The organism is Massilia sp. 2TAF26 (assembly GCF_052115005.1).
In the GTDB taxonomy this organism is placed as follows: domain Bacteria; phylum Pseudomonadota; class Gammaproteobacteria; order Burkholderiales; family Burkholderiaceae_D; genus Telluria.
In genome coordinates this window covers 1-25,362 of record NZ_JBFRFV010000025.1, presented here as the reverse complement: position 1 = coordinate 25,362, position 25,362 = coordinate 1, and the positions used below count along the sequence as shown (strand labels likewise).

The 25,362-nt window shown below is 63.5% G+C and carries 29 protein-coding genes; 22 read left to right on the top strand and 7 right to left on the bottom strand.

Going from position 1 to position 25,362, the window contains the following annotated elements; genetic code table 11:
- The first annotated feature begins 58 nt into the window (after positions 1-58).
- Positions 59-604, top strand: coding sequence for a hypothetical protein (locus AB4Z32_RS21175; protein WP_442123848.1), 546 nt, complete (start codon positions 59-61; stop codon positions 602-604).
- 28 nt (positions 605-632) lie between these two features.
- Here the strand turns inward: AB4Z32_RS21175 and minE are convergent, their stop codons facing one another.
- The 3 genes from minE to minC are packed head-to-tail and all read right to left on the bottom strand — an operon-like array spanning position 633 to position 2,518.
- On the bottom strand, positions 633-884 hold the full coding sequence (gene minE, locus AB4Z32_RS21170) for a cell division topological specificity factor MinE (RefSeq protein ID WP_230025312.1): 252 nt from the start codon (positions 882-884) through the stop codon (positions 633-635).
- Between the two features lies 1 nt (position 885).
- Positions 886-1,701 (bottom strand): septum site-determining protein MinD, encoded by an 816-nt coding sequence (gene minD / locus AB4Z32_RS21165; protein ID WP_442123847.1) that lies wholly within the window; start codon positions 1,699-1,701, stop codon positions 886-888.
- A 43-nt stretch (positions 1,702-1,744) separates the two neighbouring features.
- On the bottom strand, positions 1,745-2,518 hold the full coding sequence (gene minC, locus AB4Z32_RS21160; protein WP_442123846.1) for a septum site-determining protein MinC: 774 nt from the start codon (positions 2,516-2,518) through the stop codon (positions 1,745-1,747).
- Positions 2,519-2,788: 270 nt separating this feature from the next.
- Between minC and AB4Z32_RS21155 the strand changes: the two genes are divergently transcribed.
- The 9 genes from AB4Z32_RS21155 to AB4Z32_RS21115 all read left to right on the top strand — a co-directional run bounded on the left by AB4Z32_RS21155 (position 2,789) and on the right by AB4Z32_RS21115 (position 11,457).
- Positions 2,789-3,964 carry an acetyl-CoA C-acetyltransferase gene (locus AB4Z32_RS21155; protein WP_442123845.1) on the top strand — a complete coding sequence of 392 codons (1,176 nt, stop codon included), beginning with the start codon at positions 2,789-2,791 and terminating at the stop codon, positions 3,962-3,964.
- 63 nt (positions 3,965-4,027) lie between these two features.
- Complete coding sequence (phbB, locus tag AB4Z32_RS21150) at positions 4,028-4,768, top strand: acetoacetyl-CoA reductase (RefSeq protein WP_442123844.1); 741 nt, start codon at positions 4,028-4,030, stop codon at positions 4,766-4,768.
- Positions 4,769-4,839: 71 nt separating this feature from the next.
- Positions 4,840-5,571 (top strand): AAA family ATPase, encoded by a 732-nt coding sequence (locus AB4Z32_RS21145; RefSeq protein ID WP_442123843.1) that lies wholly within the window; start codon positions 4,840-4,842, stop codon positions 5,569-5,571.
- Between the two features lie 77 nt (positions 5,572-5,648).
- Positions 5,649-6,041, top strand: a complete 393-nt coding sequence (locus AB4Z32_RS21140; RefSeq protein WP_442123842.1) for a DUF2750 domain-containing protein — start codon at positions 5,649-5,651, stop codon at positions 6,039-6,041.
- Positions 6,038-7,342, top strand: a complete 1,305-nt coding sequence (locus tag AB4Z32_RS21135) for an amino acid deaminase (protein ID WP_442123841.1) — start codon at positions 6,038-6,040, stop codon at positions 7,340-7,342. The genes AB4Z32_RS21140 and AB4Z32_RS21135 overlap by 4 nt, the downstream gene beginning before the upstream one ends.
- Before the next feature lie 60 nt (positions 7,343-7,402).
- Positions 7,403-8,371, top strand: coding sequence for a prolyl aminopeptidase (gene pip / locus AB4Z32_RS21130; RefSeq protein ID WP_442123840.1), 969 nt, complete (start codon positions 7,403-7,405; stop codon positions 8,369-8,371).
- 12 nt (positions 8,372-8,383) lie between these two features.
- Positions 8,384-8,833 carry a DUF2721 domain-containing protein gene (locus tag AB4Z32_RS21125; protein ID WP_442123839.1) on the top strand — a complete coding sequence of 150 codons (450 nt, stop codon included), beginning with the start codon at positions 8,384-8,386 and terminating at the stop codon, positions 8,831-8,833.
- Between the two features lie 12 nt (positions 8,834-8,845).
- Positions 8,846-9,301 (top strand): hypothetical protein, encoded by a 456-nt coding sequence (locus tag AB4Z32_RS21120; protein ID WP_442123838.1) that lies wholly within the window; start codon positions 8,846-8,848, stop codon positions 9,299-9,301.
- 110 nt (positions 9,302-9,411) lie between these two features.
- On the top strand, positions 9,412-11,457 hold the full coding sequence (locus AB4Z32_RS21115) for an oxidoreductase (protein WP_442123837.1): 2,046 nt from the start codon (positions 9,412-9,414) through the stop codon (positions 11,455-11,457).
- A gap of 71 nt (positions 11,458-11,528) precedes the next feature.
- Here AB4Z32_RS21115 and AB4Z32_RS21110 read toward each other — a convergent pair whose 3' ends face one another.
- The gene (locus AB4Z32_RS21110; protein WP_442123836.1) at positions 11,529-11,978 is read right to left on the bottom strand and encodes a hypothetical protein; all 450 of its coding nucleotides are present in this window, start codon (positions 11,976-11,978) and stop codon (positions 11,529-11,531) included.
- Here AB4Z32_RS21110 and AB4Z32_RS21105 point away from each other — a divergent pair.
- Genes AB4Z32_RS21105 through AB4Z32_RS21055 form a run of 11 tightly spaced genes read left to right on the top strand, consistent with a single transcriptional unit; the run spans position 11,971 to position 21,519 of the window.
- The gene (locus tag AB4Z32_RS21105; RefSeq protein WP_442123835.1) at positions 11,971-12,969 is read left to right on the top strand and encodes a GHMP family kinase ATP-binding protein; all 999 of its coding nucleotides are present in this window, start codon (positions 11,971-11,973) and stop codon (positions 12,967-12,969) included. The two genes, AB4Z32_RS21110 and AB4Z32_RS21105, sit on opposite strands and share 8 nt — an antisense overlap.
- Positions 12,969-13,973, top strand: a complete 1,005-nt coding sequence (locus AB4Z32_RS21100; protein WP_442123834.1) for a GDP-L-fucose synthase family protein — start codon at positions 12,969-12,971, stop codon at positions 13,971-13,973. The genes AB4Z32_RS21105 and AB4Z32_RS21100 overlap by 1 nt, the downstream gene beginning before the upstream one ends.
- A gap of 33 nt (positions 13,974-14,006) precedes the next feature.
- Positions 14,007-14,609: a thiamine pyrophosphate-dependent enzyme gene (locus tag AB4Z32_RS21095; RefSeq protein ID WP_442123833.1), complete on the top strand. Its 603-nt coding sequence runs from the start codon at positions 14,007-14,009 to the stop codon at positions 14,607-14,609.
- A gap of 9 nt (positions 14,610-14,618) precedes the next feature.
- Complete coding sequence (locus AB4Z32_RS21090; RefSeq protein ID WP_442123832.1) at positions 14,619-15,155, top strand: hypothetical protein; 537 nt, start codon at positions 14,619-14,621, stop codon at positions 15,153-15,155.
- A 34-nt stretch (positions 15,156-15,189) separates the two neighbouring features.
- On the top strand, positions 15,190-16,359 hold the full coding sequence (locus tag AB4Z32_RS21085) for a DegT/DnrJ/EryC1/StrS family aminotransferase (protein WP_442123831.1): 1,170 nt from the start codon (positions 15,190-15,192) through the stop codon (positions 16,357-16,359).
- 2 nt (positions 16,360-16,361) lie between these two features.
- Positions 16,362-17,102, top strand: a complete 741-nt coding sequence (locus tag AB4Z32_RS21080) for a nucleotidyltransferase family protein (RefSeq protein ID WP_442123830.1) — start codon at positions 16,362-16,364, stop codon at positions 17,100-17,102.
- Positions 17,099-17,686 (top strand): D-sedoheptulose-7-phosphate isomerase, encoded by a 588-nt coding sequence (locus AB4Z32_RS21075; protein WP_442123829.1) that lies wholly within the window; start codon positions 17,099-17,101, stop codon positions 17,684-17,686. Before AB4Z32_RS21080 ends, AB4Z32_RS21075 begins: the two co-directional genes overlap by 4 nt.
- A 22-nt stretch (positions 17,687-17,708) precedes the next feature.
- Positions 17,709-18,647, top strand: coding sequence for an NAD-dependent epimerase/dehydratase family protein (locus AB4Z32_RS21070; protein WP_442123828.1), 939 nt, complete (start codon positions 17,709-17,711; stop codon positions 18,645-18,647).
- Entirely contained in the window at positions 18,640-19,242 is a 603-nt protein-coding gene (gmhB, locus tag AB4Z32_RS21065) for a D-glycero-beta-D-manno-heptose 1,7-bisphosphate 7-phosphatase (RefSeq protein ID WP_442123827.1), read from the top strand. Before AB4Z32_RS21070 ends, gmhB begins: the two co-directional genes overlap by 8 nt.
- Positions 19,239-20,396, top strand: coding sequence for a glycosyltransferase (locus AB4Z32_RS21060; RefSeq protein WP_442123826.1), 1,158 nt, complete (start codon positions 19,239-19,241; stop codon positions 20,394-20,396). Before gmhB ends, AB4Z32_RS21060 begins: the two co-directional genes overlap by 4 nt.
- A gap of 46 nt (positions 20,397-20,442) precedes the next feature.
- On the top strand, positions 20,443-21,519 hold the full coding sequence (locus tag AB4Z32_RS21055) for a methyltransferase domain-containing protein (protein ID WP_442123825.1): 1,077 nt from the start codon (positions 20,443-20,445) through the stop codon (positions 21,517-21,519).
- Positions 21,520-21,592: 73 nt separating this feature from the next.
- Here the strand turns inward: AB4Z32_RS21055 and AB4Z32_RS21050 are convergent, their stop codons facing one another.
- The 3 genes from AB4Z32_RS21050 to AB4Z32_RS21040 form a co-directional block, all read right to left on the bottom strand.
- Positions 21,593-22,039: a hypothetical protein gene (locus tag AB4Z32_RS21050; RefSeq protein ID WP_442123824.1), complete on the bottom strand. Its 447-nt coding sequence runs from the start codon at positions 22,037-22,039 to the stop codon at positions 21,593-21,595.
- Between the two features lie 164 nt (positions 22,040-22,203).
- A complete protein-coding gene (locus tag AB4Z32_RS21045) occupies positions 22,204-23,325 on the bottom strand; it encodes a beta-ketoacyl-ACP synthase III (protein ID WP_442123823.1) in 1,122 nt (373 codons plus the stop codon).
- 106 nt (positions 23,326-23,431) lie between these two features.
- Positions 23,432-24,865 carry a S41 family peptidase gene (locus AB4Z32_RS21040; RefSeq protein WP_442123822.1) on the bottom strand — a complete coding sequence of 478 codons (1,434 nt, stop codon included), beginning with the start codon at positions 24,863-24,865 and terminating at the stop codon, positions 23,432-23,434.
- A gap of 144 nt (positions 24,866-25,009) precedes the next feature.
- Between AB4Z32_RS21040 and AB4Z32_RS21035 the strand changes: the two genes are divergently transcribed.
- A partial coding sequence (locus tag AB4Z32_RS21035) for an NAD-dependent epimerase/dehydratase family protein (RefSeq protein WP_442123821.1) occupies positions 25,010-25,362 on the top strand: 353 nt, incomplete at its 3' end.

The window sequence follows — 25,362 nt, the reverse complement described above, 5'->3', positions numbered from 1 at the left end:
CAGTGGGCCAAGGCGCAGGCGGCTACACTGTGCTTACGAAAGCAAACCGGGGAATGCGATGTTCAAAAAGATCTTCACGAAAAATTCACAAAGCAGCAGCGCGGTAAGCTTGCTGCCGCTGAGCGGCGACGACCTCGGGCGCGTGCGCGAGCGCTGCCGGGCCCTGGTGCGCAAGCGCGCGGCGATCTCCGCCGGCATCTCGGCGGTGCCGATCCCGGGCGTGGACATGGTGTCGGACCTGGCCAGCTTCGCTTCCATGGTCGAGGACATCAACAAGGACTTCGGCCTGACGCCGCAGCAGATCGAGGCGCTGCAGCCGCACATGCGGGTCGCGGCCTACCAGGCGATGGCGGCGCTGGGCGGCACGCTGGTGGGCAAGATCGTCACCAGGGAGCTGGTGCTGAAGCTGTTACGGAAGTCGGGTGCCAAGCTGGCGGCCAAGTCGGCCGCCAGGATCGTGCCGCTGGCGGGGCAGCTGGCCTCCGCGGCGATCGGATTCGCGCTGTTCCGGCAGATGGGTTACCAGCACGTGGAAGCCTGCGCCAGGGTGGCGCAGGAGGTGGGGAAAGCCGTATTGGACCAGGAGCAGCCGGCCCAGGGCTGAACCCCGCGGCCGCCCCTTGCCGGGATGCTCAGGCGTCCGGCAGGACGACGTTGACGTCGAGGACTTCGAGGTTGCCCTGGCGGTCCAGCGAGATCTTGATGTCGTCCGCGTTGACCTTGGTGTACTTCGAGATCACTTCGATCAGTTCGCGGTGCAGGGCCGGCAGGAAGTCCGGGCCGCCGCGGCCGCCGCGTTCGCGGGCGATGATGATCTGCAGCCTTTCCTTGGCCGCGCCGGCACTTTTCTGCTTCTGGGGAAACAGGAATGAAAGCAGAGGCATATCACTTTGCTCCAAACAGACGCTGCAGGAAGCCCGGCTTGTCGTAGTTGGTGAAGCGCAGCGGGATTTCCTCGCCGAGGAAGCGTCCGACCACGTCCTGGTAGGCCTGGGCCACGTCGGTTTCCTTGAAATGGATGGCCGGGTTGCCCTGGTTCGAGGCATGCAGCACCGCTTCCGATTCCGGAATGATGCCGATCATCGGGATGCGCAGGATTTCCTGCACGTCCTCGTAGGACAGCATTTCATCGTTTTCCACGCGGCGCGGCGAATAACGGGTGATCAAGAGGTGTTCCTTGACCGGTTCGCCGCCGCTCTGGGCGCGGCGCGACTTGGCCTGCAGGATGCCGAGGATGCGGTCGGAGTCGCGCACCGACGACACTTCCGGATTGGTGACGATGACCGCTTCGTCGGCGAAGGTCAGGGCCATCAGCGCGCCGTGCTCGATGCCGGCCGGCGAGTCGCAGACGATGAATTCGAAGTCCATCTTGACCAGGTCGTTCAGCACGCGCTCGACGCCGTCTTCGGTCAGGGCGTCCTTGTCGCGGGTCTGGGACGCCGGCAGGATGAACAGGTTTTCGCAGTGCTTGTCCTTGATCAGCGCCTGGGTCAGCGTCGCTTCCTTGTTCACGACGTTGATCAGGTCGTACACCACGCGGCGTTCGCAGCCCATGATCAGGTCGAGGTTACGCAGGCCGACGTCGAAGTCGATGACGGCGGTCTTGTGGCCGCGCAGCGCCAGGCCGGTCGCAAAGCTCGCGCTCGAAGTGGTCTTGCCCACGCCGCCCTTACCGGACGTTACAACGATAATTCTTGCCATGAAAAATATCAGTCCTATTCAGTATCTGGTCAGTGCTGGAAGCTCAGGCGCGAGTCGCCGAGCCCAGCGATGATATATCGATCCGGTCGCCAACCAAACGGATTTGTGCCGGCTGGCGCGACAGTTCGCTTGGAAAACCTTCGTCGAAAGTGCGGTAAACGCCGGCGATCGACACCAGTTCCGGCTGCATCGACAGGCCGAAGATGCGCGCATCGGCATTGCCCGAGGCGCCGGCCAGGGCGCGGCCATGCAGCGGCGCATACACGTGGATGCTGCCGTCGGCGATGATTTCGGCGCCGTTGTTCACCACCGCGGTGACGATCAGGTCGGTACCGCGCGCATAGATGCGCTGGCCGGCGCGCACCGGGGTGTCGACGACCATGGCCTGGACCGGCGCCGCCGGGGCCGGCGCTGGGGCCGGCGCGGCGGGCGCCGGCGCGGCCGGGCTTTCCTCGGGTGCAACGGGGGCGCGCGCCTCGCTTGCCTTGAGGCCGCTGGAACCGTCGTCCAGGAACAGGCCGTGGCTGCGGATCGCTTCGTGCAGCGCGGCCGGCGCGCCGCGTACCGCGACCGCGTTCAGGCGGTAATGCTTCAGCAGCGCCACCAGCGCCGGCCAGTCGACCTGGGCGGCATCGTCGGCGATGCCGGCGACGTCGATGACGGCAAATTCATCTTCGAAAAAGTCCGACACCCCACCGGTCATCTGCTTGAGTGCGGCATCGATCGCGATCGGATCGGCCGAATGCAGAATGGTCGAAATGGCCACGACCGTGGAAATCTTTATTTCGATAGGTAGGGAACTCGGGCTCTTGGACATAAAACGTTCTGGTTGGCACTAGCCCGAGCATTCTACTGTGAAATTTCCTTGAAAGGTAAAGGGTTTAGGATGGATCGTTATTAACAGCAATAGGTATTTCCATAGATAAAAAACTGAACAATAAAAGATGCTCTGCAATACCACAATTCAGTGAGACGTCATCTCTTCGTCATAAATAAACTGATAAGATTGATTTTGCTTAAACTCGCTATTAGGTAGAAATCTAAAATTGTTGGCTTTCAGCTAAACGTCCACTCAAGGGAGCAAGTTATGGAAGACGTCGTCATCGTGGCCGCAGGCCGCACCGCCATCGGTAAATTCGGCGGTACTCTCTCGAAAATCCCTGCCACCGAACTGGGCGCGCAGGTGATCAAGCAGTTGATGGCCAGGACCGGGATCGATCCGGCCTCGGTCAGCGAAGTCATCATGGGTCAGGTGCTGACCGCCGGCGTCGGCCAGAACCCGGCGCGCCAGGCCACCATCAAGGCCGGCCTGCCGGACAGCGTCCCGGCCTCGACCCTGAACGTGGTCTGCGGCAGCGGCTTGCGCGCGGTCCACCTGGCGGCCCAGGCCATCAAGTGCGGCGATGCCGAGATCGTCATCGCCGGCGGCCAGGAAAACATGAGCGCCTCGCCGCACGTGCTGAACGGTTCGCGCGAAGGCTTCCGCATGGGCGACGTCAAGATGACCGACACCATGATCGTCGACGGCCTGTGGGACGCCTACAACCAGTACCACATGGGCGTGACCGCCGAGAACGTCGCCCGTAAATTCGAGATCTCGCGCGCCGAGCAGGACGAATTCGCGCTGCAGTCGCAGAACAAGGCCGAAGCCGCCATGAAGGCCGGCAAGTTCAAGGACGAGATCATCCCGGTCGAGATCGCTTCCAAGAAGGGCAGCACGGTCTTCGATACCGACGAGTATCCGAAGCATGGCGCCACCCTGGAAGGCCTGGCCAGCCTGCGCCCGGCCTTCAACAAGGAAGGTTCCGTCACCGCCGGCAATGCCTCCGGCCTGAACGACGGCGCCGCCGCCGTGATCCTGATGTCGGCCTCCAAGGCGAAAGAGCTGGGCCTGACCCCGATCGCCCGCATCAAGGCCTACTCGCTGTCGGGCCTGGACCCGACCATCATGGGCATGGGCCCGGTGCCTGCCGCGCGCGCCTGCCTGGAAAAGGCCGGCTGGACCCACGAAGACGTCGATCTGATGGAGATCAACGAAGCCTTCGCCGCCCAGGCCGTCGCCGTCAACAAGCAGATGGGCTGGGATACCTCGAAGATCAACGTCAACGGCGGCGCGATCGCGCTGGGCCACCCGATCGGCGCCTCGGGCGCCCGCGTGCTGGTGACCCTGTTGCACGAAATGGTACGCCGCGATGCCAAGAAAGGGCTGGCCAGCCTGTGCATCGGTGGCGGCATGGGCGTGGCGCTGGCGGTCGAGCGCTGAGCAGGGCGGCAAAGCAGGGAATAACAAGCGGTTCCGACAGGTTCGTAAAACTAGGAGAAAACAATGGCTAGAGTGGCATTAGTGACCGGCGGCATGGGTGGCTTGGGCGAAGCAATCTGCATCAAACTGGCCGCACTCGGTTATACGGTCGTGACCACGTACTCCCCCGGCAGCCAGAAAGCCGAAGGCTGGCTTGCAGCCATGCGCGAACAGGGCCACAACTTCAAGGCCTATGAATGCGACGTGGCCGACTACGATTCGGCCCAGGCCTGCGTGAACAAGGTGGGCCAGGAAATCGGTCCGGTCGATGTGCTGGTCAACAACGCCGGCATTACCCGCGACATGACCTTCAAGAAGATGGACAAGGTCAACTGGGATGCGGTGATCAAGACCAACCTGGATTCCGTGTTCAACATGACCAAGCCGGTGGCCGACGGCATGGTCGAGCGCGGCTGGGGCCGGATCATTAACATCTCGTCCGTCAATGGCTCGAAAGGCGCGTTCGGACAGACCAACTACTCGGCGGCCAAGGCCGGCATCCATGGCTTCACCAAGGCCCTGGCGCTGGAAGTGGCGAGAAAAGGCGTGACCGTGAACACCATCTCGCCGGGCTATATCGGCACCAAGATGGTGATGGACATCCCGTCCGAGGTGCTGGAATCGAAGATCCTGCCGCAGATCCCGATGGGCCGCCTGGGCAAGCCGGAAGAAGTGGCCGGCCTGGTCGCCTTCCTGGCCTCGGACGATGCCGCCTTCGTGACCGGCGCCAACATCGCCATCAACGGCGGCCAGCACATGCAGTAAGCTGCGCCTCGTCGCGTGTAAAACACCGCCTGCGGGCGGTGTTTTGTTATCCACGTTACCGGAAGGCCAACATGTCTATTGCCGCCAAGCCCTATCTGCGTTCGGTGAGCATCGATCCCGCCGTCGAGATCGATCCCGAGCGCTATCCCTTCTCGATTCCCGCCGTGCGCGAACTCGGCGTACTGGAGCCGCATCCCGACGTCACCTTCTTCGTCGGCGAGAACGGCGCCGGCAAGTCGACCGTGCTGGAAGCGATCGCGGTGGGACTGGGCTTGCCGGCCGAGGGCGGCACGCGCAACGTGCACCGCGAGCAGCAGGCGGTGTCGCCGCTGCACCGCCACCTGCGCATCGCCAAGGGCTTCCGGCAGCCGCGTTTTTCTTATTTCCTGCGCGCCGAAAGCCTGTTCAATGTGTTTACTTACCTGGACAAGGTAGCGGAAGAACCGTTTTCGCCGCCGCCGCCGCGCCTGCACCTGAATTCCCACGGCGAAGCCTTCATGCGCGTGCTGCAGGGTTTCAGCGGCGACGGCCTCTACCTGCTGGACGAACCGGAAGCCGCGCTGTCGCCGAACCGCCAGCTGGCCGCGCTGGCCGTCATCGACAAGCTGGTGAAGCAGGGCGCCCAGTTCCTCATCGCCACCCATTCACCCATCCTGCTGGCCTATCCGCGCGCCAGGATCCTGCTGTTCGACGAGTGCGGCATCAGCCACGTCGACTACGAAGACACCGAGCACTACGCGGTCACGCGCGATTTCCTGAACCACTATCCGCGCCGCCTGCAGCAGCTGCTGGAAGAGGACTGAGAAACTGCGGGACCGGGCGCCATGCCGGCGCCCGCTATCGTATCCTCGACCCATCGACCACACGAGAGGCGGCAAGCATGGCAATCGATACCAGGCAGGTGCAGGAAACGGTGATGCTGTCCGGTCCGCAGCGTTACGAATACTTCATCAGGCGCGTGGCGCAGACCGGCACCGTATGGAGCCTGTACCGCAACGGCTGGGCGCTGGCGAAGAAGGAAGACGGCAACCTGGTGTTTCCGCTGTGGCCGGACCGCGAATTTGCGACAATATGCGCCGATTACGAATGGACCGGCTACGAACCGCAGTCCTTCTCGCTGGACGAACTGGTCGACGAGCTGCTGCCCCAGCTCGAGCAGGACGGCATCGCCACCGGCGTCTTCTATACGCCGGGCGCGCGCGACGTCATGCCGAGCGCCGGCCTGCTGCTGCGCGACCTGGACGATGAATTGAAAGCTCAGAGGAATCCATGAATGCCTTGCCCCACGGCGGCCTTGCGCTGTCCAGTCTTGAAGAACAGATCCTGCAACCCGGCGTGAAAGGCTTGCCGATCACGGCGCCGCTGCGCCAGGGCGCGATTCGAACGCAGGGGTGGAATGTGCTGCACGGCGACACCAGCTTCCCGGTCGCGGTGCTGAAGACCTCGGCGCTCCGGCACAACCTGGACTGGATGCGCGCCTTCTGCGAGCGCTACAAGGTGCAGCTGGCGCCGCACGGCAAGACCACCATGAGCCCGCAGCTGTTCGGCGCCCAGCTGGCCAACGGCGCCTGGGGCATCACGCTCGCCAATGCCGTGCAGGTGCAGGTGGCTTACCGTTTCGGCGTGCGGCGCGTGCTGGTGGCGAACCAGCTGGTGGCGCGCAGCGACGTGCGCGCCGTACTCCAGCTCATGCATGGCGATCCGGACTTCGAATGCTTCGTGCTGGCCGATTCGCTGGCCGGGGTGGCGCGGCTGGCCGAAGAAGTCGATGCCCATCCGCTGGCGCGGCCGCTGCCGGTGCTGGTCGAACTCGGCCTGTCCGGCAAACGTGCCGGCTGCCGCACGCTGGACGAGGCGATGACGGTGGCGCGCGCCATCGAACATGCGCCGGGCCTGCTGCTGGCCGGCTTCGAAGGCTATGAAGGCTTGCTGGACGAGCCGGAAGCAGTTGAGGCCTTCGTCGGCAAGCTATGTGCGCTGGTGCTGGAAGCCGACGACGAAGGCCTGTTCGGCGCCCCGGAAATCCTGGTCACGGCCGGCGGATCCGGCTTCTTCGACCTGGTCGCGCGCGGCTTCCAGGGCTTGCACGGCCTGTCGCGGCCCCTGCGGCCGGTGCTGCGCAGCGGCTGTTACCTGACCAGCGACCACGGCATGTACCAGGTCCAGCTGCAAAAGCTCGACCGGCGCGAAGGCGTGGCGCCCGGCGAGGGGCTGCGGCCGGCGCTGGAGATCTGGAGCGTGGTGCAGTCGCGTCCCGAGCCCGGCCTGGCCATCCTCACCATGGGCAAGCGCGACGCCTCGCACGACGCCGGCCTGCCGGTGCCCTTGTGGACCCACCGGCCTGGACCGGGCGCGCCGCGCGGGCTGCCGGCCGGCTGCGAGATCGTCAAGATGAACGACCAGCACGCCTACCTGCGCCTGCCGGAGAACGACCCGATCAGGGAGGCGCTGACGGTGGGCGACCTGGTCGGCTGCGGGATCTCGCATCCGTGCACGACCTTCGACCGCTGGCCGCTGCTGCTGGCCGTGGACGACGATTACGCGGTGCGCGGGGCCCTGAACACCTTCTTCTGACCGTTGATACGGCCGGGCGGTGCGCTACAATCGGTTGTCGCTTCATAAATCCAGATGCCCATGCCCGCCATTCCGCCGTCGCTGTTCCCGCCCATCCTGCCCAACCGCCACGGCATGCTGGCCGTCGACGACCTCCATACGATCTACTGGGAGGAGGTGGGCAACCCGAACGGGATCCCGGTGATCTTCCTGCACGGCGGTCCCGGCGCCGGCCTGTCGCCCCAGCACCGGCGCTTCTTCGACCCGTCCGCCTACCGCGTGATCCTGTTCGACCAGCGCGGCGCCGGCAAGTCGACCCCGCTGGGCGAATGGCGCAACAACACGACCCAGCTGCTGATCGAGGACATCGAACGCCTGCGCGAACTGTTCGGCATCGAGCGCTGGCTGGTGTTCGGCGGCTCCTGGGGCTCGACCCTGGCGCTGGCCTACGGACAGGCGCACCCCGAGCGCTGCCTCGGCTTCGTGCTGCGCGGTATCTTCCTGTGCACGCCGGCCGAGATCGAGTTCTTCCTGTACGGCGTGCAGTGGTTCTATCCCGAGCTGTACGACGAATTCGTCGCCCCGATCCCGGTCGAGGAACGCGGCGACCTGCTGAAGGCCTATACCCGCCGCCTGCTGTGCGACGATCCCCAGCAGTACTGGCCGGCCGCGCGCGCCTGGAGCCGTTTCGAGGGCCGCCGCGTGTTCCTGCTGCCGCAGGAAGAAGAGACCTCGTCCGACACCCTCGACCTCGGCGTCGGCCGCCTCGAATCGCACTACATGGCGAACGGCGCCTTCCTGGAGGACGACCAGCTGATCCGCGACCTTGGCCGGATCGCCCACCTGCCGGCCGTGATCGTGCAGGGCCGCTACGACGTGATCTGCCCGCCGCTGTCGGCCTACCGCCTGCACCAGGCCTGGCCCGGCTCGCGCCTGCGCATGATCGCGGACGCCGGCCACGGCGCGCTGGAGCACGGCATCGCGCGCGCCCTGGTCGCCGCCACCGAGCAGTTCAAGCGCCACGGCCGCTTCGAACGCGATGGATCCTGAGGCCTGCGACGAATGAATATCCAGACCCAAGACATCGGCCACGTCATCCAGCTTGCCATCGCGCCCGTGTTCCTGCTCACCGGCGTGGCCACCAAGCTGACCGTGCTGATGAACCGCCTGGCGCGCATCATCGACCGCGCCCGCGTGCTCAAGGAGGAGCTGCGCAAGGCGCCCAGTGCCGAGTGCCATGAAGAGCTCGATGTGCTGTATGCGCGCTGGAAACTGATCAACTACGCGCTGACCGCCAGCACCGCCTGCGGATTGCTGATCTGCGTGATCATCTCTTTCCTGTTCCTGGACGATACGGCCAACCTGCCGCTCGACCGCTACATCGCCGGCATGTTCGTGCTGGCGATGGTGGCCCTGATCGCCAGTTTCATTTTCCTGCTGCGCGAGGTGTTCCTGTCCTTCCGCTACATGCGCATGCACCTGCACGACACCGCGCCGCAGCCTCCACGATAGAAAGCTTCATTCATGCACGACTACCAACGTCCCCCCACCCTGCATCGCTACGGCATGCGCACCGAACTGGAGCAGGCGCTCAGCGCCGGCCAGTTCCGCCTGCTGCCGGCGAACGGTTTCCTGACCCTGTCCTTTTCCCAGGTCTGGGACAAGCAGTTGTTCGATATACTCGGCCCGGCCGACGCCTGCCTGGTGATCCACAACACCGAGGAATTCGGCGAGCGCCTGCACCGCGCGGTCCAGCGCACGCTGCCGAACTGGGCCGGCATCGACGGCCCGGTCGAATACGGCGTGCGTTCGCGCCTGGGCCTGGCCTTCAGCAAGTCCCCGGCCGAGGCCATCGAGAAGGAATGGCAGTTCGCCTGGCGCTCGATGTCGCCGCAGGCCAGCCTGAATCCGGTGACGGTGCGGATCGGCAGCATCGAGCAGTTCGCGGAGTTGCGTTCGCCGGAGAGTTATCCCGTCTGAGCTGCTTGTTTAGAAGCACTTTAGAAACACGGGTCTAGGAAAAGCCGGTGTAATGAGCACCGTCATTCCCGCGAAGGCGGGGACGACGGTTAACTTAATCGACCGGCCGAATGAACTCACCCATCCCCATCACCACCTACCCCCATCTCCTCGCCCCCCTCGATCTCGGCTTCACCACGCTGAAGAACCGCGTCATCATGGGCTCGATGCACACCGGGCTCGAAGACCGCTTCTACCACTACGGCAAGCTGGCGGCCTTCTACCGCGAGCGGGCGCGCGGCGGGGTCGGGCTGATCGTCACCGGCGGCATCTCGCCGAACCGCCAGGGCTGGCTGCTGCCTTTCGGCGGCACCCTCAACTTCCTGGGCGACGTGCCGAACCACCGCCGCGTCACCCGCGCCGTGCACGAGGAGGGCGGCAAGATCTTGCTGCAGATCCTGCACGCGGGCCGCTACGGCTACCAGCCGCTGGTGGTGTCGGCCTCGCCGCAGAAGTCGCCGATCTCGCCGTTCCGCCCGCGCGCGCTGACGGAAAGCGGGATCGAATCGACGATCAAGGCCTATGTCCGCTGCGCCAAGCTGGCCAGGCAGGCCGGCTACGACGGCGTCGAAGTGATGGGCAGCGAGGGTTATCTGCTGAACCAGTTCCTGTGCGCGCGCACCAACCGCCGCCAGGACCGCTGGGGCGGGCCGATCGGGAACCGCATGCGATTACCGGTCGAGGTGGTGCGCCGCATCCGCGAAGCCGTCGGCCGCGATTTCATCATCATGTACCGGCACTCGGTGCTCGACCTGGTCGAGGGCGGCAATACCTGGGAGGAGATCGTGGCGGTGGCCAAGGCCCTCGAGCAGGCCGGCGCGACCATCCTGAATACCGGCTACGGCTGGCACGAGGCGCGCATTCCCACCATCGTCACCTCGGTGCCGCGCGCGGCCTTCGCCGAGGTGGCGGGGCGCCTGCGCAAGGAGGTCGGCATTCCGGTGGTGGCATCGAACCGCATCAACATGCCGCTCGATGCCGAGAACCTGCTGGCGCGCGGCGACGCCGACCTGGTGTCGATGGCGCGTCCCTTCCTGGCCGATCCGGATTGGGTCAACAAGGCGGAGTCCGGGCGCAGCGACGAGATCAATACCTGCATCGCCTGCAACCAGGCCTGCCTCGACCACACCTTCTCGAACAAGCGCGCCACCTGCCTGGTGAATCCGCGCGCCTGCCACGAGACCGAACTGGTGTACCGCCCGGCCGCCCGCAAGCGCCGCATCGCCGTGGTCGGCGCCGGACCGGCCGGGCTGTCGGCGGCCACCGTCGCCGCCGGGCGCGGCCACGACGTGACCCTGTTCGATGCGAGCGACAGCATCGGCGGCCAGTTCAAGGTCGCGATGCGGATTCCCGGCAAGGAGGAGTTTTCGGAGACCATCCGCTACTTCGGCCGCCAGCTGGAACTGACCGGCGTGCGGCTGCGCCTCGGCCAGCGTGTCACCCGCGACGAACTGGTCGCCGCCGGCTACGACGAGGTGATCGTGGCGACCGGCGTCAGCGTGCGCATGCCGCGCATCGAGGGCATCGATCATCCGAAGGTGCTGTCCTACCTGGACGTGCTGCGCGGCGGCGCGGCGGTCGGCAAGCGGGTGGCGATCATCGGCGCCGGCGGCATCGGCTTCGACACCGCGGAGTTCCTGCTGCACGACCCGCGCGAAGCGCTGCCGCTGCCGGTGGCGAAATGGATGGGCGAGTGGGGCATCGATCCCAAGGTCGGCGCACCGGGCGGCCTGGCCGAAGCCGGCAAGCCGACGCCGCTGCGCAGCATCTGGCTCCTGCAGCGCAAGACCACGCGGCCGGGCGCGGGCCTCGGCAAGACCTCGGGCTGGGTGCACCGCGCCACCCTGGTGCGCAACGGCGTGACGATGATGGCGGGCGTGCAGTACGAGCGCATCGACGACGCCGGCCTGCACATCACGGTGGGCGGCGAACGCAAGCTGCTGGAAGTGGACAACGTGGTCATCTGCGCCGGCCAGGAGAGCCTGGCGGAGCTCATGCCTTCGGATGAGCCGAAGGCTGGACCGCGCTTCCACAAGATCGGCGGCGCCGCGCTGGCGGCCGAGCTGGATGCGAAGCGGGCCATCCGCGAAGGGGCGGAACTGGCGGCGAGTTTGTGATCGCGGCGACAAGGGTTTTCTTGTCCGCCCTCCAATTATTGCAAAATAAACAGCTTTTACGACTTAAAAGGCTAGCAATATTTGTACCAGATTTTCGACACTCTAAGACGGTAGTTTATTTTGGGAAATTGTTTTGGTACAGAAAAACGAGGATTGCATGTAGACTGCCGTTTGTCATTGCCTGCAAGCATCTGCTGGCATAGCAAATCGTCTGCTTGCCTTGCCCGTTCGATGCACGCTCGAACCGTCTCGCTGATCGCATTGCAGGCGCCATTCAGGAGAGTGTCAACGTGCCAGAAGCCCAGAATATCGATGTAGTGCTCGTCAACCCCGGCAGCCGCGCCGCCCTCTACCAGAAGCTGGGCGATGAACTGTTGGCCGTCGAACCGCCTGGAATGCAAGTTCGGTAGAGATGTGGTCCAGCATCTCCAGGAAATGACCCGGATCAAGCTGCAGCGCAAGATCCTGGGCGATTGACGACGCCAACCAGGCTTATTCCAGCCGATAAACAAGATGATCATTACCCGTACTCCTTTCCGCATGTCCTTCTTCGGCGGCGGCACAGACTATCCGGCCTGGTATGCCGAGCATGGCGGCGCCGTCTTGGCGACCAGCATCAACAAGTACTGCTACATCACCTGCCGCCACCTGCCGCCCTTCTTCGAACACAAGCACCGCATCGTCCATTCGCTGATCGAGAACGTCCAGTCGATCGACCAGATCAAGCACCCGGCGGTGCGCGCCATCCTGGGTTGGGCCGGCTGCGAGCGCGGGCTGGAAATCCACCACGACGGCGACCTGCCGGCGCGTTCGGGCCTGGGATCGAGTTCTTCGTTCACGGTCGGGCTGCTGCACGCGCTGGCCGCGCTCGAAGGACGCTACGCTTCCAAGGAATACCTGGCCAGCACCGCGATCCACGTCGAACAGAACGTGATCGGCGAGAACGTCGGATCCCAGGACCAGGTGTCGGCGGCCTATGGTGGCTTCAACCTGGTTGAATTCCATCGCAACGGCAGTTTTACCGCCTCGCCCCTGATCCTGCGCCAGGAACGGCTGGCGGAGTTCGAAAGCCACCTGATGCTGTGCTTTACCGGCTTTTCGCGCATCGCCTCGGAAGTGGCGAAATCGCAGATCGCCAACCTGCGCGAACGCCAGGCGCAATTGCACAGCATGCGCGAGATGGTGAACGAAGCCATCGCCATCCTGCAGAGCGCCAACACGCCGATCGAGGAGCTTGGCAAGCTGCTGCACGAAAGCTGGCTGTGCAAGCGCTCGCTGTCCGACAAGGTGTCGACCAGCGACATCGATTACCTGTACGAGGAGGCGATCAAGGCCGGCGCCATCGGCGGCAAGATCATGGGCGCCGGCGGCGGCGGTTTCCTGATGCTGTTCGTCAAGCCGGAACTGCAGGACAATGTGCGCGAACGCCTGAAACACCTGATTCACGTGCCGTTCAAGTTCGAAGACGGCGGCAGCCGTGTCGTCATGTACCAACCCAACGGATTGTCCTGATGAGCCTTATCACACCGACCGCGCTGCCTGCCGACATGCCGCCACGGGATGCGCCGATTTTCGTCGCCGGCCACGCCGGCCTGATCGGCTCCGCCATCGTGCGCGCCCTGCAGGCTGCCGGTTATCGCAATCTCATCCTGCGCACGCGCGCCGAACTGGAGTTGCGCGACAAGCAGCAGGTGGACGCGTTTTTCGACGAACAGCGCCCGCACTACGTGCTGCTGGCGGCAGGGAAGGTGGGCGGGATCCTGGAAAACACCAATTTCCCGGCCGACTTCATCGATGCCAACCTGGCGATCTCGCTGAATGTGCTGGGCGCCGCGCATCGCACCGGCGTCAAGCGCCTGGTCATGTTCGGCTCGTCCTGCATGTATCCGAAAGAGACCGCGCAACCGATGCCGGAGACGGCGCTGCTGTCCGGCCATCCCGAGCCAACCAGCCTGCCCTACGCGATCGCCAAGCTGGCGGGCGTGCACTTGTGCCTGGCCTATAACCGGCAATATGGCCAGCAGCGCTTCATTCCGCTGATTCCGAATAGCGCCTACGGCCCCAACGACAATTTCGATCCGAAATCCGGACACGTGCTGTCGGCCTTGCTGGCGCGTTTTCATCAGGCGAAGGCCGACGGCGCGCCCGCGGTGACCTTGTGGGGCAGCGGCACTCCGCGCCGCGAGTTCATCCATTCGAGCGACATCGCGGCGGCCTGCCTGCTGATGCTGCGCGACGAACTGCCGCCCCTGGAATTGCCCTTGAACCTGGGCTCCGGCAGCGATATCTCGATCCGCGAGCTGGCCGAGAGCATCGCCCGCGTGGTCGGCTATGCGGGCGAACTCGCCTGGGACAGCAGCAAACCCGACGGCGCCATGCGCAAACTGCTCGACAGCAGCCGGATGCAGCATCTCGGCTGGCGCGCCGGCGTTTCTCTGGAAGATGGGCTGCGCGATACCTATGCCTGGTACGTGCGGCAACAGGGCGCGGACCGTAATGACTCCGCCCTTCAATAGGACCGGCGCCCCGCGCCATTTTGATTTGGTGAAATGATGACGAAAGACGAACTGATTGCCTTCGAAGAAGAGATCGCCGCGACCTTCAACAGCGGCAAGATCCGCGCGCCTGTGCATCTGTACTACGGCAACGAAGAACAGATCATCGAAGTATTCAAGAAGATCCGGCCGCAGGACTGGGTCTTCTGCTCGTGGCGCTCGCATTACCAGTGCCTGCTGAAGGGCGTGCCCCCGGAACAGGTGCGCGACGAGATCCTGGCCGGCCGTTCGATCTCGCTGTGCTTCCCGGAACAGCGCATCTACTCGTCGGCCATCGTCGGTGGCGTGCTGCCGATCGCGGTGGGCGCCGCGATGGCCATCCAGCGCAGCGGCGAAGACGCCAGGGTCTACTGCTTCATGGGGGAAATGACCTCGGAAACCGGCATCGCCCACGAATCGATCAAGTACAGCCGCAATCACGCGCTGCCGATCCACTTCGTGGTGGAAGACAACGAGAAATCGGTCTGCACCGATACCCGCGAAGCCTGGAACCAGCCGCGCCTGAGCTACGAAGGGGTGAATGACGACTACATCACCTACTACCGCTACCAAACCAAATATCCGCATGCCGGCGCCGGCGTGCGCGTCCAGTTCTGAGGGCAGACCATGAAATATTTTGACGAACTCAAACGCTCGATGGACTTCCTGGCCCAGGATCCGCGCACCGTTTTCATGGGACAAGCCGTGGCCGTGCCCGGCACCGCCATGAGCAATACGCTCAAGGATGTACCGCGCGAACGCCTGATCGAATTGCCGGTAGCGGAAGAAATGCAGATGGGCATGACCACCGGCATGGCGCTGACCGGCGCCGTCCCGGTCAGCATCTTCCCGCGCTGGAACTTCCTGCTGTGCGCCATGAGCCAGCTGGTCAGCCACCTGGACAAGGTCGATGTCATGTCGAACGGCAGCTACAAGGCCAAGGCGATCGTCCGCACCGGCATCGGTTCGCAGCGCCCCATGCATCCCCAGCACCAGCATATCGGCGACTTTACCGACGCCTTGCGCCTGATGTGCAGCACCATCGAAGTGATCCGCCTGGATGAGCCGGAAGACATCTTCCCGGCCTATGAACGCGCCTTGCTCCGCGACGACGGACGCAGCACGATCATTGTCGAATACGGCGATTACTACAACGAAAAATAACCGACGCAACGAACAATAAGCGAACGAGCTCCCGATGAAATATCCCTTAATGAGGAACAATATCCTGCGTGAAGACCTGGACGCAGTGATCGAACACCTGCGCCAGGACGACCCGATCCTGACCAACGGCCCGAATGTGCGCGCCTTCGAGAAGGAATGGTCGGAATGGCTGGGCGTGAAATACAGCGTCTTCGTGAACTCGGGAGCCTCGGCCAACCTGTTGAGCATGGCCGTGCTCAAGCTGCGCCATCCGGAGGGCGGCGAAGTCATCGTGCCGCCGCTGGCATGGGTATCGGACGTGGCCTCGGTGCTGCAAAACGGTTTTACCCCGGTATTCGCCGACATCGATCCAAGCACGCTGTCGATGGACCCGCAGGAAATCATCAACAAGCTCACCGACCGCACGCGCGCCGTCTTCCTGACGCATGTGCAAGGCTTCGACGGCTTGACCGACGAACTGCTGGCCGAGTTGGAACGCCGCAATATCCCGCTGATCGAAGACGTCTGCGAATCGCACGGCGCCACGCACAACGGCAAACGCCTGGGCAGCTTCGGCTGGATGTCCAACTTCTCGTTCTATTACGCCCACCACATGAGCACCATCGAGGGCGGCATGGTCTGCACCGACGACCCGGAGGTGTACCAGCAGGTGCGCATGCTGCGTTCGCACGGCATGGTGCGCGAGTCGACCGACGATGCGCTGAAGCAGGACTATCGGGAAACCTATCCCCAGCTCAACCCGGATTTCATCTTCGCCTATCCGGCCTACAACGTGCGCAATACCGAAATCGGCGCCATCATGGGCCGCAGCCAGCTGAAGCGCCTGGACGCCAACGTCGAGCGCCGTACCGCCAACCTGATGCGTTTCCTCGGCAAGATCGACAGCCGGCGCTACCGGGTCGACTTCAAGACCGAAGGCTCCAGCAACTACGCGTTCAACCTGATCCTCAAGGAGGCCGACGACGCCTTCACCGAACGCCTGATGCAGGCCATGCGCGGCGCCGGCATCGAGTTTCGCCGCGGCAGCGCGGGCGGCGGCAACCAGGTTCGCCAGCCCTATCTGAAGGGCATCGTTCCGGCCGACCATCACCTCGCGTTCCCGCATACCGAACACGTGCATTTCTACGGCTTCTATATCGGCAACTTCCCGGATCTCTCCGATGCCGAGGTCGATGACATCTGCGCCATCCTGAACGCCGTCTGACGATGGAAATCCAGTCTGCCGTCATTCTGGCCGGAGGCCTCGGCACCCGCCTGCGCAGCGCAGTTCCGGACCTGCCCAAGCCGATGGCGCCGGTCGATGGCCGCCCCTTCCTCGAGTACCTGCTCGATTTCTGGATCGCGCAGGGCATCGGGCATTTCATCCTGGCGGTCGGCTACCGGCATGAGCTCATCAGCTCGCACCTGGGCCGGAGCTACCGCGGGGCGCGGCTGGACTATGTCGTCGAGCAGACCCCGCTGGGCACCGGCGGCGGCGTGCTGCTGGCCTTGCAACAGCTGCCGGCCGACCAGCGCTTCCTGCTGCTCAACGGCGATACCTATTTTTCCGTGGACGGCGAACGCCTGGAGGCCTTCGCCCGCAGCCATGACAGCGACTGGTGCTTCTCGCTGTTCCGCACCGGCGAAACCAGCCGTTATCTCGGCATGGGCGTGGCGGCGGACGGCCGCATCACCGAACTGAAGTCGAGCCAGGACGGCGACGAATGCCTGGCCAACGGCGGGGTGTACTGCATCCATCCGCGCGCCTTTGCCGGCTTGACGCTGGCAGGCGGCCAGCCCCTTGCCGCCGGCGCCAGCGCGTCGCTGGAAAACGACATCTTCCCGGCCGCTTTCCATGCCGGCCAGCGGATGACCGGCGTCGAGTTCGACGGCAGCTTCATCGATATCGGCATTCCCGCCGACTATCGCCGGGCCGGCGCCGTCCTCAATGCAAAGGACAAGCCATGACATCCATCATCGATCGCCTGCAACGCAACCTGGACGCCTCGATCCGCGCGATGCAGGAACTGAAACAGCGGGACGGCGCGCTCGCCACCTTCGAGGCCGCGGCCGCGGCGACCGTCGCCGCCTATCGCAAGGGACGCCGCATCTATATCGCGGGCAACGGCGGGTCGGCCGCCGATGCCCAGCATCTTGCGGCCGAATTCGTCAGCAAGCTGGCGCGCGACAGGGCGCCGCTGGCGGCCGAGGCGCTGACCACCGACAGTTCGATCCTCACCGCCATCGGCAACGACTACGGCTATGAACAGGTGTTTGCCCGCCAGCTGGCCGGCAAGGCGATGGCGGGCGATATCTTCCTCGGCATCACCACGTCCGGCCAATCTCCCAACATCCTGCGCGCGCTGGAACAGTGCAAGCGCATGGACGTGCCCAGCATCGTATTCCTCGGACGCGATGGCGGTCCGGCCCTGCAGCTGGCCGACTACGCCATCGTCGTGCCCGGGCAGGCGACCAGCACCATCCAGGAATTGCATATCGTATTAGCCCACACTCTATGCGAGTGCGTGGAAGCGGCCATCTTCGGCGATTAACTCTTCTCAAGGACGACCCCTCATGTCTTACAACATCCTCGTTACCGGCGGCGCAGGCTATCTCGGTTCCATTCTCGTGCCGGCCCTGCTGGCCGATGGTCACAAGGTGACCGTGCTGGACAACCTGATGTACGGCCAGGCCAGCCTGTCGCATGTCTGCTATCACGACAATTTCACCATCGTGCGTGGCGACATCCGGCTGGAGAAGACGATCGTGCCGCTGCTGCAGAAGGCCGACATCGTCATCCCGCTGGCGGCCTACGTGGGCGCGCCGCTGTGCAACAAGGACCCGGTCGGTGCGACCACCGTGAACCACGATGCCATCCTGATGATGCTCAAGCACCTGAGCCCCAACCAGATGCTGCTCATGCCCACCACCAACAGCGCCTACGGCTCGGGCGACGAGAACAACTTCTGCACCGAAGATTCGCCCCTGCGTCCCATCTCGCAATACGCCATCGAGAAAGTCGAGATCGAAAAGGCGATCATGGAGCATCCGAACGCCGTCAGCTTCCGCCTGGCGACCGTATTCGGCATGTCGCCCCGCATGCGCATCGACCTGCTGGTCAACGATTTCACCTACCGCGCCGTGCATGACCGCTTCGTCGTGCTGTTCGAGCCCCATTTCAAGCGCAATTACGTGCACGTGCGCGATGTCACCCGCGCTTTCCAGCATGGCATCGCCAACTTCGACAGCATGAAGGGACAGATCTACAACGTCGGCCTGTCGGATGCCAATGTGTCGAAGATGGAGCTGTGCCAAGTGATTTCGCGCCATGTCCCGGATTTCATCTTCCCCGAGGCGGCGATCGGCAAGGACCCCGACCAGCGCAACTACATCGTCTCCAACGCCAAGATCGAGGCCACCGGTTTCAAGACCGCTTTCTCGCTGGACCGCGGCATCGCCGAGCTGGTCAAGGGCTTTACCATGTTGAAGAACACCAAATACGGCAATGTCTGAACGCGCCAGGCCCTGCGTATTCATCGACCGTGACGGCACCCTGAACGTCGAAAAGAACTACCTGCACCGTTACGAAGACTGGGAATGGATTCCCGGTTCGGTCGACATGCTCGGGGCGCTCCGCGAGGCCGGGTTCCTGGCCATCGTGGTCACCAACCAGGCGGGCGTGGGGCGCGGCTATTACGAAGAGGCCGCGATCGCGCGCCTGCACGCCCTGGTGGACCGGGACCTGCTCGCCGCCGGCAGCGGCATCGATGCCTACTATTACTGTCCGCACCATCCGGAACACGGGGAAGTGCGCGACTGCGATTGCCGCAAGCCCGCGCCGGGCATGCTGCTCGAGGCGCAGCGCGAGTGGAATATCGCGCTGGAAGACTCCTGGATGGTCGGCGACAAGCTCAGCGATATCAATGCGGGCCTGGCAGCCGGCACCCGTTGCATCCTGGTGCGTACGGGCTACGGGCACGAGGAAGAAGACCGCTGCCCGCCGGGTGTTTTCGTGGTCGACGATTTTGCGGAAGCCGCCGCCCTGATCCTGCGGGACGCCGGCGCCGCGCATCGGCAGTCTCAAAACGTTGGCAAAAATATACTATGAACGGCTTGAATATGGCTTCTCCACGCATCCTGTTTATTTTCATCGAGTTCGCGGACTGGCGTCTGGCCCGCAGCACGTCCTATCCGACGCTGGTGGGGCTCCAGCATACCTTGCGCCAGAGCGGCGCCGATGTATTCAGCGTGCCCTGTCTGTTCCGTATGGACAACAATTCTCGGGGAAACTGGCTTTCTCGCCTGCAGGAAATGGTGGGCGAGCGCAAGTACGATCAGGTATGGATCGAAGCGGTCCATTCCGATTACGACGAACAGTTTCTTTCATGGGTTGCAAGCCTGGCGCCGGTGCGCTTGGGCATGGTGATGGAATCCTTGCAGTACGAGCCGTATGTCTACGACCTGCAACCCAACCTGAGGGAGCGCAAGGAAAGAGTGCTTCGACGGCTGGCGTACATGACGCATACGCTGATGGTCGATGAAGTCGATGTCAGCGATGTCAACCAGGATGGCAATATCAAAGCCATGTGGTGGCCGCAGACAGCGCCACGTGCCAGCATCCAGGACGCCCCGTCGGTTCCCAACCCTTACGCTGTGTTCTATGGCGTACCGTACGGAAAACGTGGAGGCTGGCTCAGGCATCCCGCCCTTGCAGGCTTGCTGGTGCAGCCGGGTCCCTCGCTGGAATATCAAACCCCTTATCCGGCATTGTTCGATCGCCTGCAGCAAATGACCGCACAGGCCCTGGAAGACGGCCTGCCCGCCTCGCCTCACATGCTGCAGCGTTACATGGATGTGCTGCTCAGCCTGCGGCAAAACATTTTTGGCTTATGGCTCCGCAGCCTCCAGCAAGGTACGGCTGTCGTCAATCTGCCATCCATGTTTCAGGGATTTCCTAGCCGCATCTATGAGGGCATGGCTGCGGGAAGACCTATCATCTCCTGCAGCGTACCGGGCCGTCCAAGGACAAATACGCTGTTTGCCGACGAACAGGACATCCTGCTTTATGACCCCGACTCTCCCGAACATCTGGCACACCAGATCCGACGCGTTCAAACCGACAAGGCGCTCGCAGCTCGCCTGGTGAGGAATGCCGGAGAGAAGATGCGTGCCCTGCATACGACGGAGTTCAGGGTGGCTCAGATCCTGCGGTGGATGGAAGACGGCGTCGAACCTGATTTCAGCCGTTTGACGTCAGCATGAATATCGGAAGACCTTTCCTTTCCAAGTTTTTCCTATAGGGACAATCGTGACTGCAACAAACTTCTTCATCAAACCTGGCTACCGAACTCGCAGCCAACCCGCGTATTTCGCCGACATCCATGATGATGGCGTCATCTGGCAGCCGGAAGTCTATCCGCTGGCGGCTACCCTGGCTTACCAGTACGAATGCCGCTATATCATCGATATCGGTTGCGGCAGGGCGCGCAAGCTTGTCGCGCTCCATCCGCAATTCGAGATCATCGGACTGGACTTCGGTAGTAACCTCGAATATTGCCGCACCCAATATCCGTTCGGGAAATGGATTGAAGTCGACCTGGAAAACTACGCAGGCACGGACATTCCGCCCGAGATCCTGTCCAACGCGGTGGTCGTCAACTCCGACGTGATCGAATGCCTGGTCGATCCGACCAAACTGATGCAGCTGATTCGCACCTATCTGGTTCATGCCAAGGTCGCATTGATCTCGACCCCGGAGCGCGACCTGGAACGCGGTTATCAGGATATGGGCCCACCGGCCAATCCAACCCACGTCCGCGAATGGAATCGGATCGAACTGACCGCCTTGCTCAGCAGCGAGGGCTTGCGCCCGGCTTACTGCGGATTGACCATGAGCAACGATAAAGACAAACTGCGCAAGACATCGCTGGCAGTGATTCCCGGATCTTCTTTGAATCCATCTGAAGTGCGTGACCTGGGCGCCTTTTGCGAACAATGGTTGGCCGCTTCTCCCGAAATGCGTGAAGCCGCCAACCACAAGTATCTGCACGATCTGGCACAAATGGAGGCAGAGGTCGCGCTGGTAAATACGGCCGTGCAAAGTATCACCGCGGCCCCCAGCCTGCTGGAGATCGGCACACGCCATATCGACAATGGCCGGTATGATGAAGCATTTGAGATACTCACCGGCGCTTTACGGAACAAAACCGAAAGCACCCCCATCCCCGCCATTCTGTTCCAGCTTGGCCGGCTGGCGGACGCCCGCAAGCTGAACGACGACGCCAAGGAGTTGTTCTATCAGGCGGCCGTGCGGGATGTCGAGGTGGTCAAGAACGTCATCGATTTTTACATCGATCAGGTGGCGCGGGCACGCTCCGGACAGTGATAAAACAGCGCTTCTAAAAAAAATGCCGTTCAGTCGGCACTGAACGGTATTTTTTTCTGCTTACGGGATCGAACTATTGCCCGGAACCGGAACTGCCTTTCTTGCTCTTCTTGCTGGCGTAATCCGAAGGTTTCTTTTCGCTCTGCATCGAACCCGATGCGCTCGCCTGCTTCTGTTCCATGCCGCCGTAGCCCGACTGGCGCGAGGCGTTCAGGCGGTCTTCCTCGCCGCGCGCCTGCATGCGCTGGGCGCTCTGGCGTGCGCTCCAGCCCGCCTGCTGGGCACTACCGCCACCGCGCTGGCTGCCGACATTCTGGTCGCCGACGCCATTGCCTTGCAGCGAACCGCGCGAGCGCAGGGCCGCGCCTTGCTGTTCGATATTCGCCGACTGCACGTTGGCACTGCCCGGCGCGACCCAGCCCGGCGCCCGCGGCTGCTGGCTGCCATTCGCGACAGGGACGGTTTTTTCCTTGGCGATACCGCGGGCGCGGACGCTGTCCGGTCCTTTTTGCTTGGTCATATTGATCCTCCTCGGGTGCTGCGCATGCAGATGCGCTGAAAGGGAGATCATGCGCGCAGGGAAGCTTGTATTCCAGAGGAATCGGGAGGGTGGGCTTGTAGGACTGGAACTACCAAGATTCTTTTTGTTATCAAGAATCTTGGTTGCTGATGAGTTTTCCAGCTTTATTTCTTGCGCACCACCACGCAACCGATCGAATAACCGGCGCCGAAGGAGCAGATCACGCCATTGCTGCCGGACGGCAGGTCGTCCTGGTAGCTGTGGAAGGCGATGATGGAACCGGCCGACGAGGTGTTGGCGTAGCGGTCCAGGATCACCGGCGCTTCTTCCGGGCTGGCGTCGCGCTCGAGCAGCATGCGCACGATCAGCTGGTTCATGTTCAGGTTAGCCTGGTGCAGCCAGAAGCGGGAGATGTCTTCGATCTTCAGGCCGGCACCCTCCACCGTGTTGCGGATGGTCTCGGCGGCCATCGGGCAGACTTCCTTGAACACCTTGCGGCCCTGCTGGCGGAACAGCTTGTCCGGCTGGCCGATGCCGGCTTCGTCGAAGCGGTTCATGAAGCCGTAGTTGTTGCGGATATTGTTCGAGAACTTGGTCTTCAGCTTGGAATCGAGGATCTCGAACTGGTGCTCGCTGGTGGCGGTATCAAGCGCTTCGATGACCATCGCGGTGCAGGCGTCGCCGAAGATGAAGTGGCTGTCGCGGTCGCGGAAGTTCAGGTGGGCGCTGGTGATTTCCGGGTTCAGCACCAGCACGGCGCGCGCCTGGCCGGTCTGCACGGCGCCGGCCGCGGTCTGGATCGCGAAGGTGGCCGAGGAACAGGCCACGTTCATGTCGAAGCCGAAGCCGTCGATGCCGAGGGCGTCCTGGACCTCGACCGCCATTGCCGGATATGCACGCTGCATATTGCTGGCGGCGACCAGCACCATGTCGATGTCGGCCGGGGTACGGTTGGCGCGCGCCAGGGCCTGGCGGGCGGCGGCGACGCAGATTTCGGCCTGCAGCGACAATTCCTCGTCGGCGCGTTCCTTGATGCGCGGGGTCATGTGCTTCGGATCGAGGATGCCGGCCTTTTCCATCACGTAGCGCGACTTGATGCCGGAGGCTTTCTCGATGAAGGCGCTGCTGGACGCTTCGAGGGCGGTGACTTCGCCGGCCGCGATTTTTTCCGCGTTCTCGGTGTTGAACAATTCGACGTAGGCGTTGAAGGCCGTCACCAGCTCGTCGTTGGAGATCGAATTCGGTGGCGTGAACAGGCCGGTGCCGCTGATGACGACAGGTTTCATGATTGGCTTTCCAAGGTGGTAACGGGGAGAAACTTCCCGCGAATCTGCCGATTCTACACAATCGTACAGACCGTGGGAACGCCGCCGGCAATGCGTCAAAAGTGCGTCAGTGCGCCTGCTGCGCCAAGGGCCCTGGCGTGTCGCCGCTGCCCACGCGCTTCGACAGCTGTACCGGCAGGCCCTGCAGGTGGCGCAGGGCCTGGGCCAGCTGGAAGTCGGTGGCGCTGCCGAATTCGAGGGGCTTGCGGTGGCGTTCGGCGGCCAGGATCCGCATCTGTTCCTCGATGTCGTCCTTGCGCGTGGCTTCTTCGCGGTCGCGGTCGTTCGACAGATGGCGCTTGAGGTCGGCTTCGCGCATGCGCAGGGCGTTCAGGCCGTCGCCGTCGGCGTTTTCGTCGACCGGGAAGTCGGGCAGCACGCCGCGCGCCTGGATCGAGCGTCCGCTCGGCGTGTAGTAGCGCGCCGTGGTCAGCTTCACCGCGGTCTCGCCCGGCAGCGGGCGGATCGTCTGCACCGAGCCCTTGCCGAAGGTCGGGCTGCCGACGATCGCGGCGCGCTTGTGATCCTGCAGGGCGCCGGCCACGATTTCCGAGGCCGAGGCCGAGCCGGTATTCACCAGCACCACCATCGGGATGGTCTTGAACAGCTCCGGCACCTGCTTCAGCGGGTCCTCGCCGCGGGCCAGCATATAGTATTCGGGGCGGCCGTAGAAACGGGCCTTCGATTCCTCGAGCTGGCCGTTGGTCGAGACGATTTCGGCCCCGGCCGGCAGGAAGGCGGCGGCGGTGCCGATCGCGCCCTGCAGCAGGCCGCCCGGGTCGTTGCGCAGGTCCAGCACCAGGCCTTTCAGCTTCGGTTCTTCGCGCGCCAGCGCGGCCAGCCTGGCGGCCAGGTCGTTCACGGTCGGTTCCTGGAACTGCGACACCCGCACCCAGGCATAACCGGGCGCCACGATCCTGCCCTTGACGCTCTTCTGCACGATCTCGTCGCGCACGACCGCGATCTCCAGCGGCGCGGCTTCGCCTTCGCGCACGATGGTCAGCACGACCCGGGTGTGCGGCTCGCCGCGCATGCGCTTGATCGCATCGTCGAGTTCCATGTTCTTCACGAGCGCGCCGTCGATGCGCGAGATGACGTCGCCGGCCTTGATGCCGGCGCGCCAGGCCGGCGAATCCTCGATCGGGGACACGATCTTGATGTTGCCGTCGTCGGCCTGGCCGATCTCGATGCCCAGGCCGACGAAGCGGCCCTCGGTGCCTTCGCGCAGTTCGCGGTAGGCCTTGCGGTCGAGGTAGGCGGAATGCGGGTCGAGCGCGGCCACCATGCCGGCCGTGGCCTGGGTCAGCAGCTTGCGGTCCTCGACCGGTTCGACGTAAGCGGACTTGATCAGGTTGTAGGTATTGGCGAGCTGGCGCAGGCTGTCGATGGGCATGCCGTTCTCCACCGGCTTCTGGGCCAGGGCGGAAAATTGCATGGTGACGGCGACGCCGAGAATGACACCCAGGGTGAGGAGGGCGGAGTGCTTGATTTTCGAGCCCATGTGCTGTCGGTCCTTCGCAAACGTTATGCCTGAGCGTAGGGAAGTATAACCGTCCGGCGTCCCGAACAGGCGCCCGGCGCCGGTTTGTGTGAATACTCGCGATGGTATAATCGCCCGTTCACGTGCATATGTTGCTTATTTAAAATGAAGAAAGTTCTCATTCTCGGCGTCAACGGTTTCATCGGCCACCACCTGTCCAAGCGCATCCTCGAGACGACCGACTGGGAAGTCTACGGCATGGACATGAGCACGGATCGCATCACCGAGCTCCTGGATCATCCGCGCATGCACTTCTTCGAAGGCGACATCACGATCAACAAGGAGTGGGTCGAGTACCACGTCAAGAAATGCGACGTGATCCTGCCGCTGGTCGCAATTGCGACCCCGTCGACCTATGTCCAGGCGCCGCTGCGCGTGTTCGAACTCGACTTCGAAGCCAACCTGCCGATCGTGCGCTCGGCCGCCAAGTACGGCAAGCACCTGGTGTTCCCGTCGAC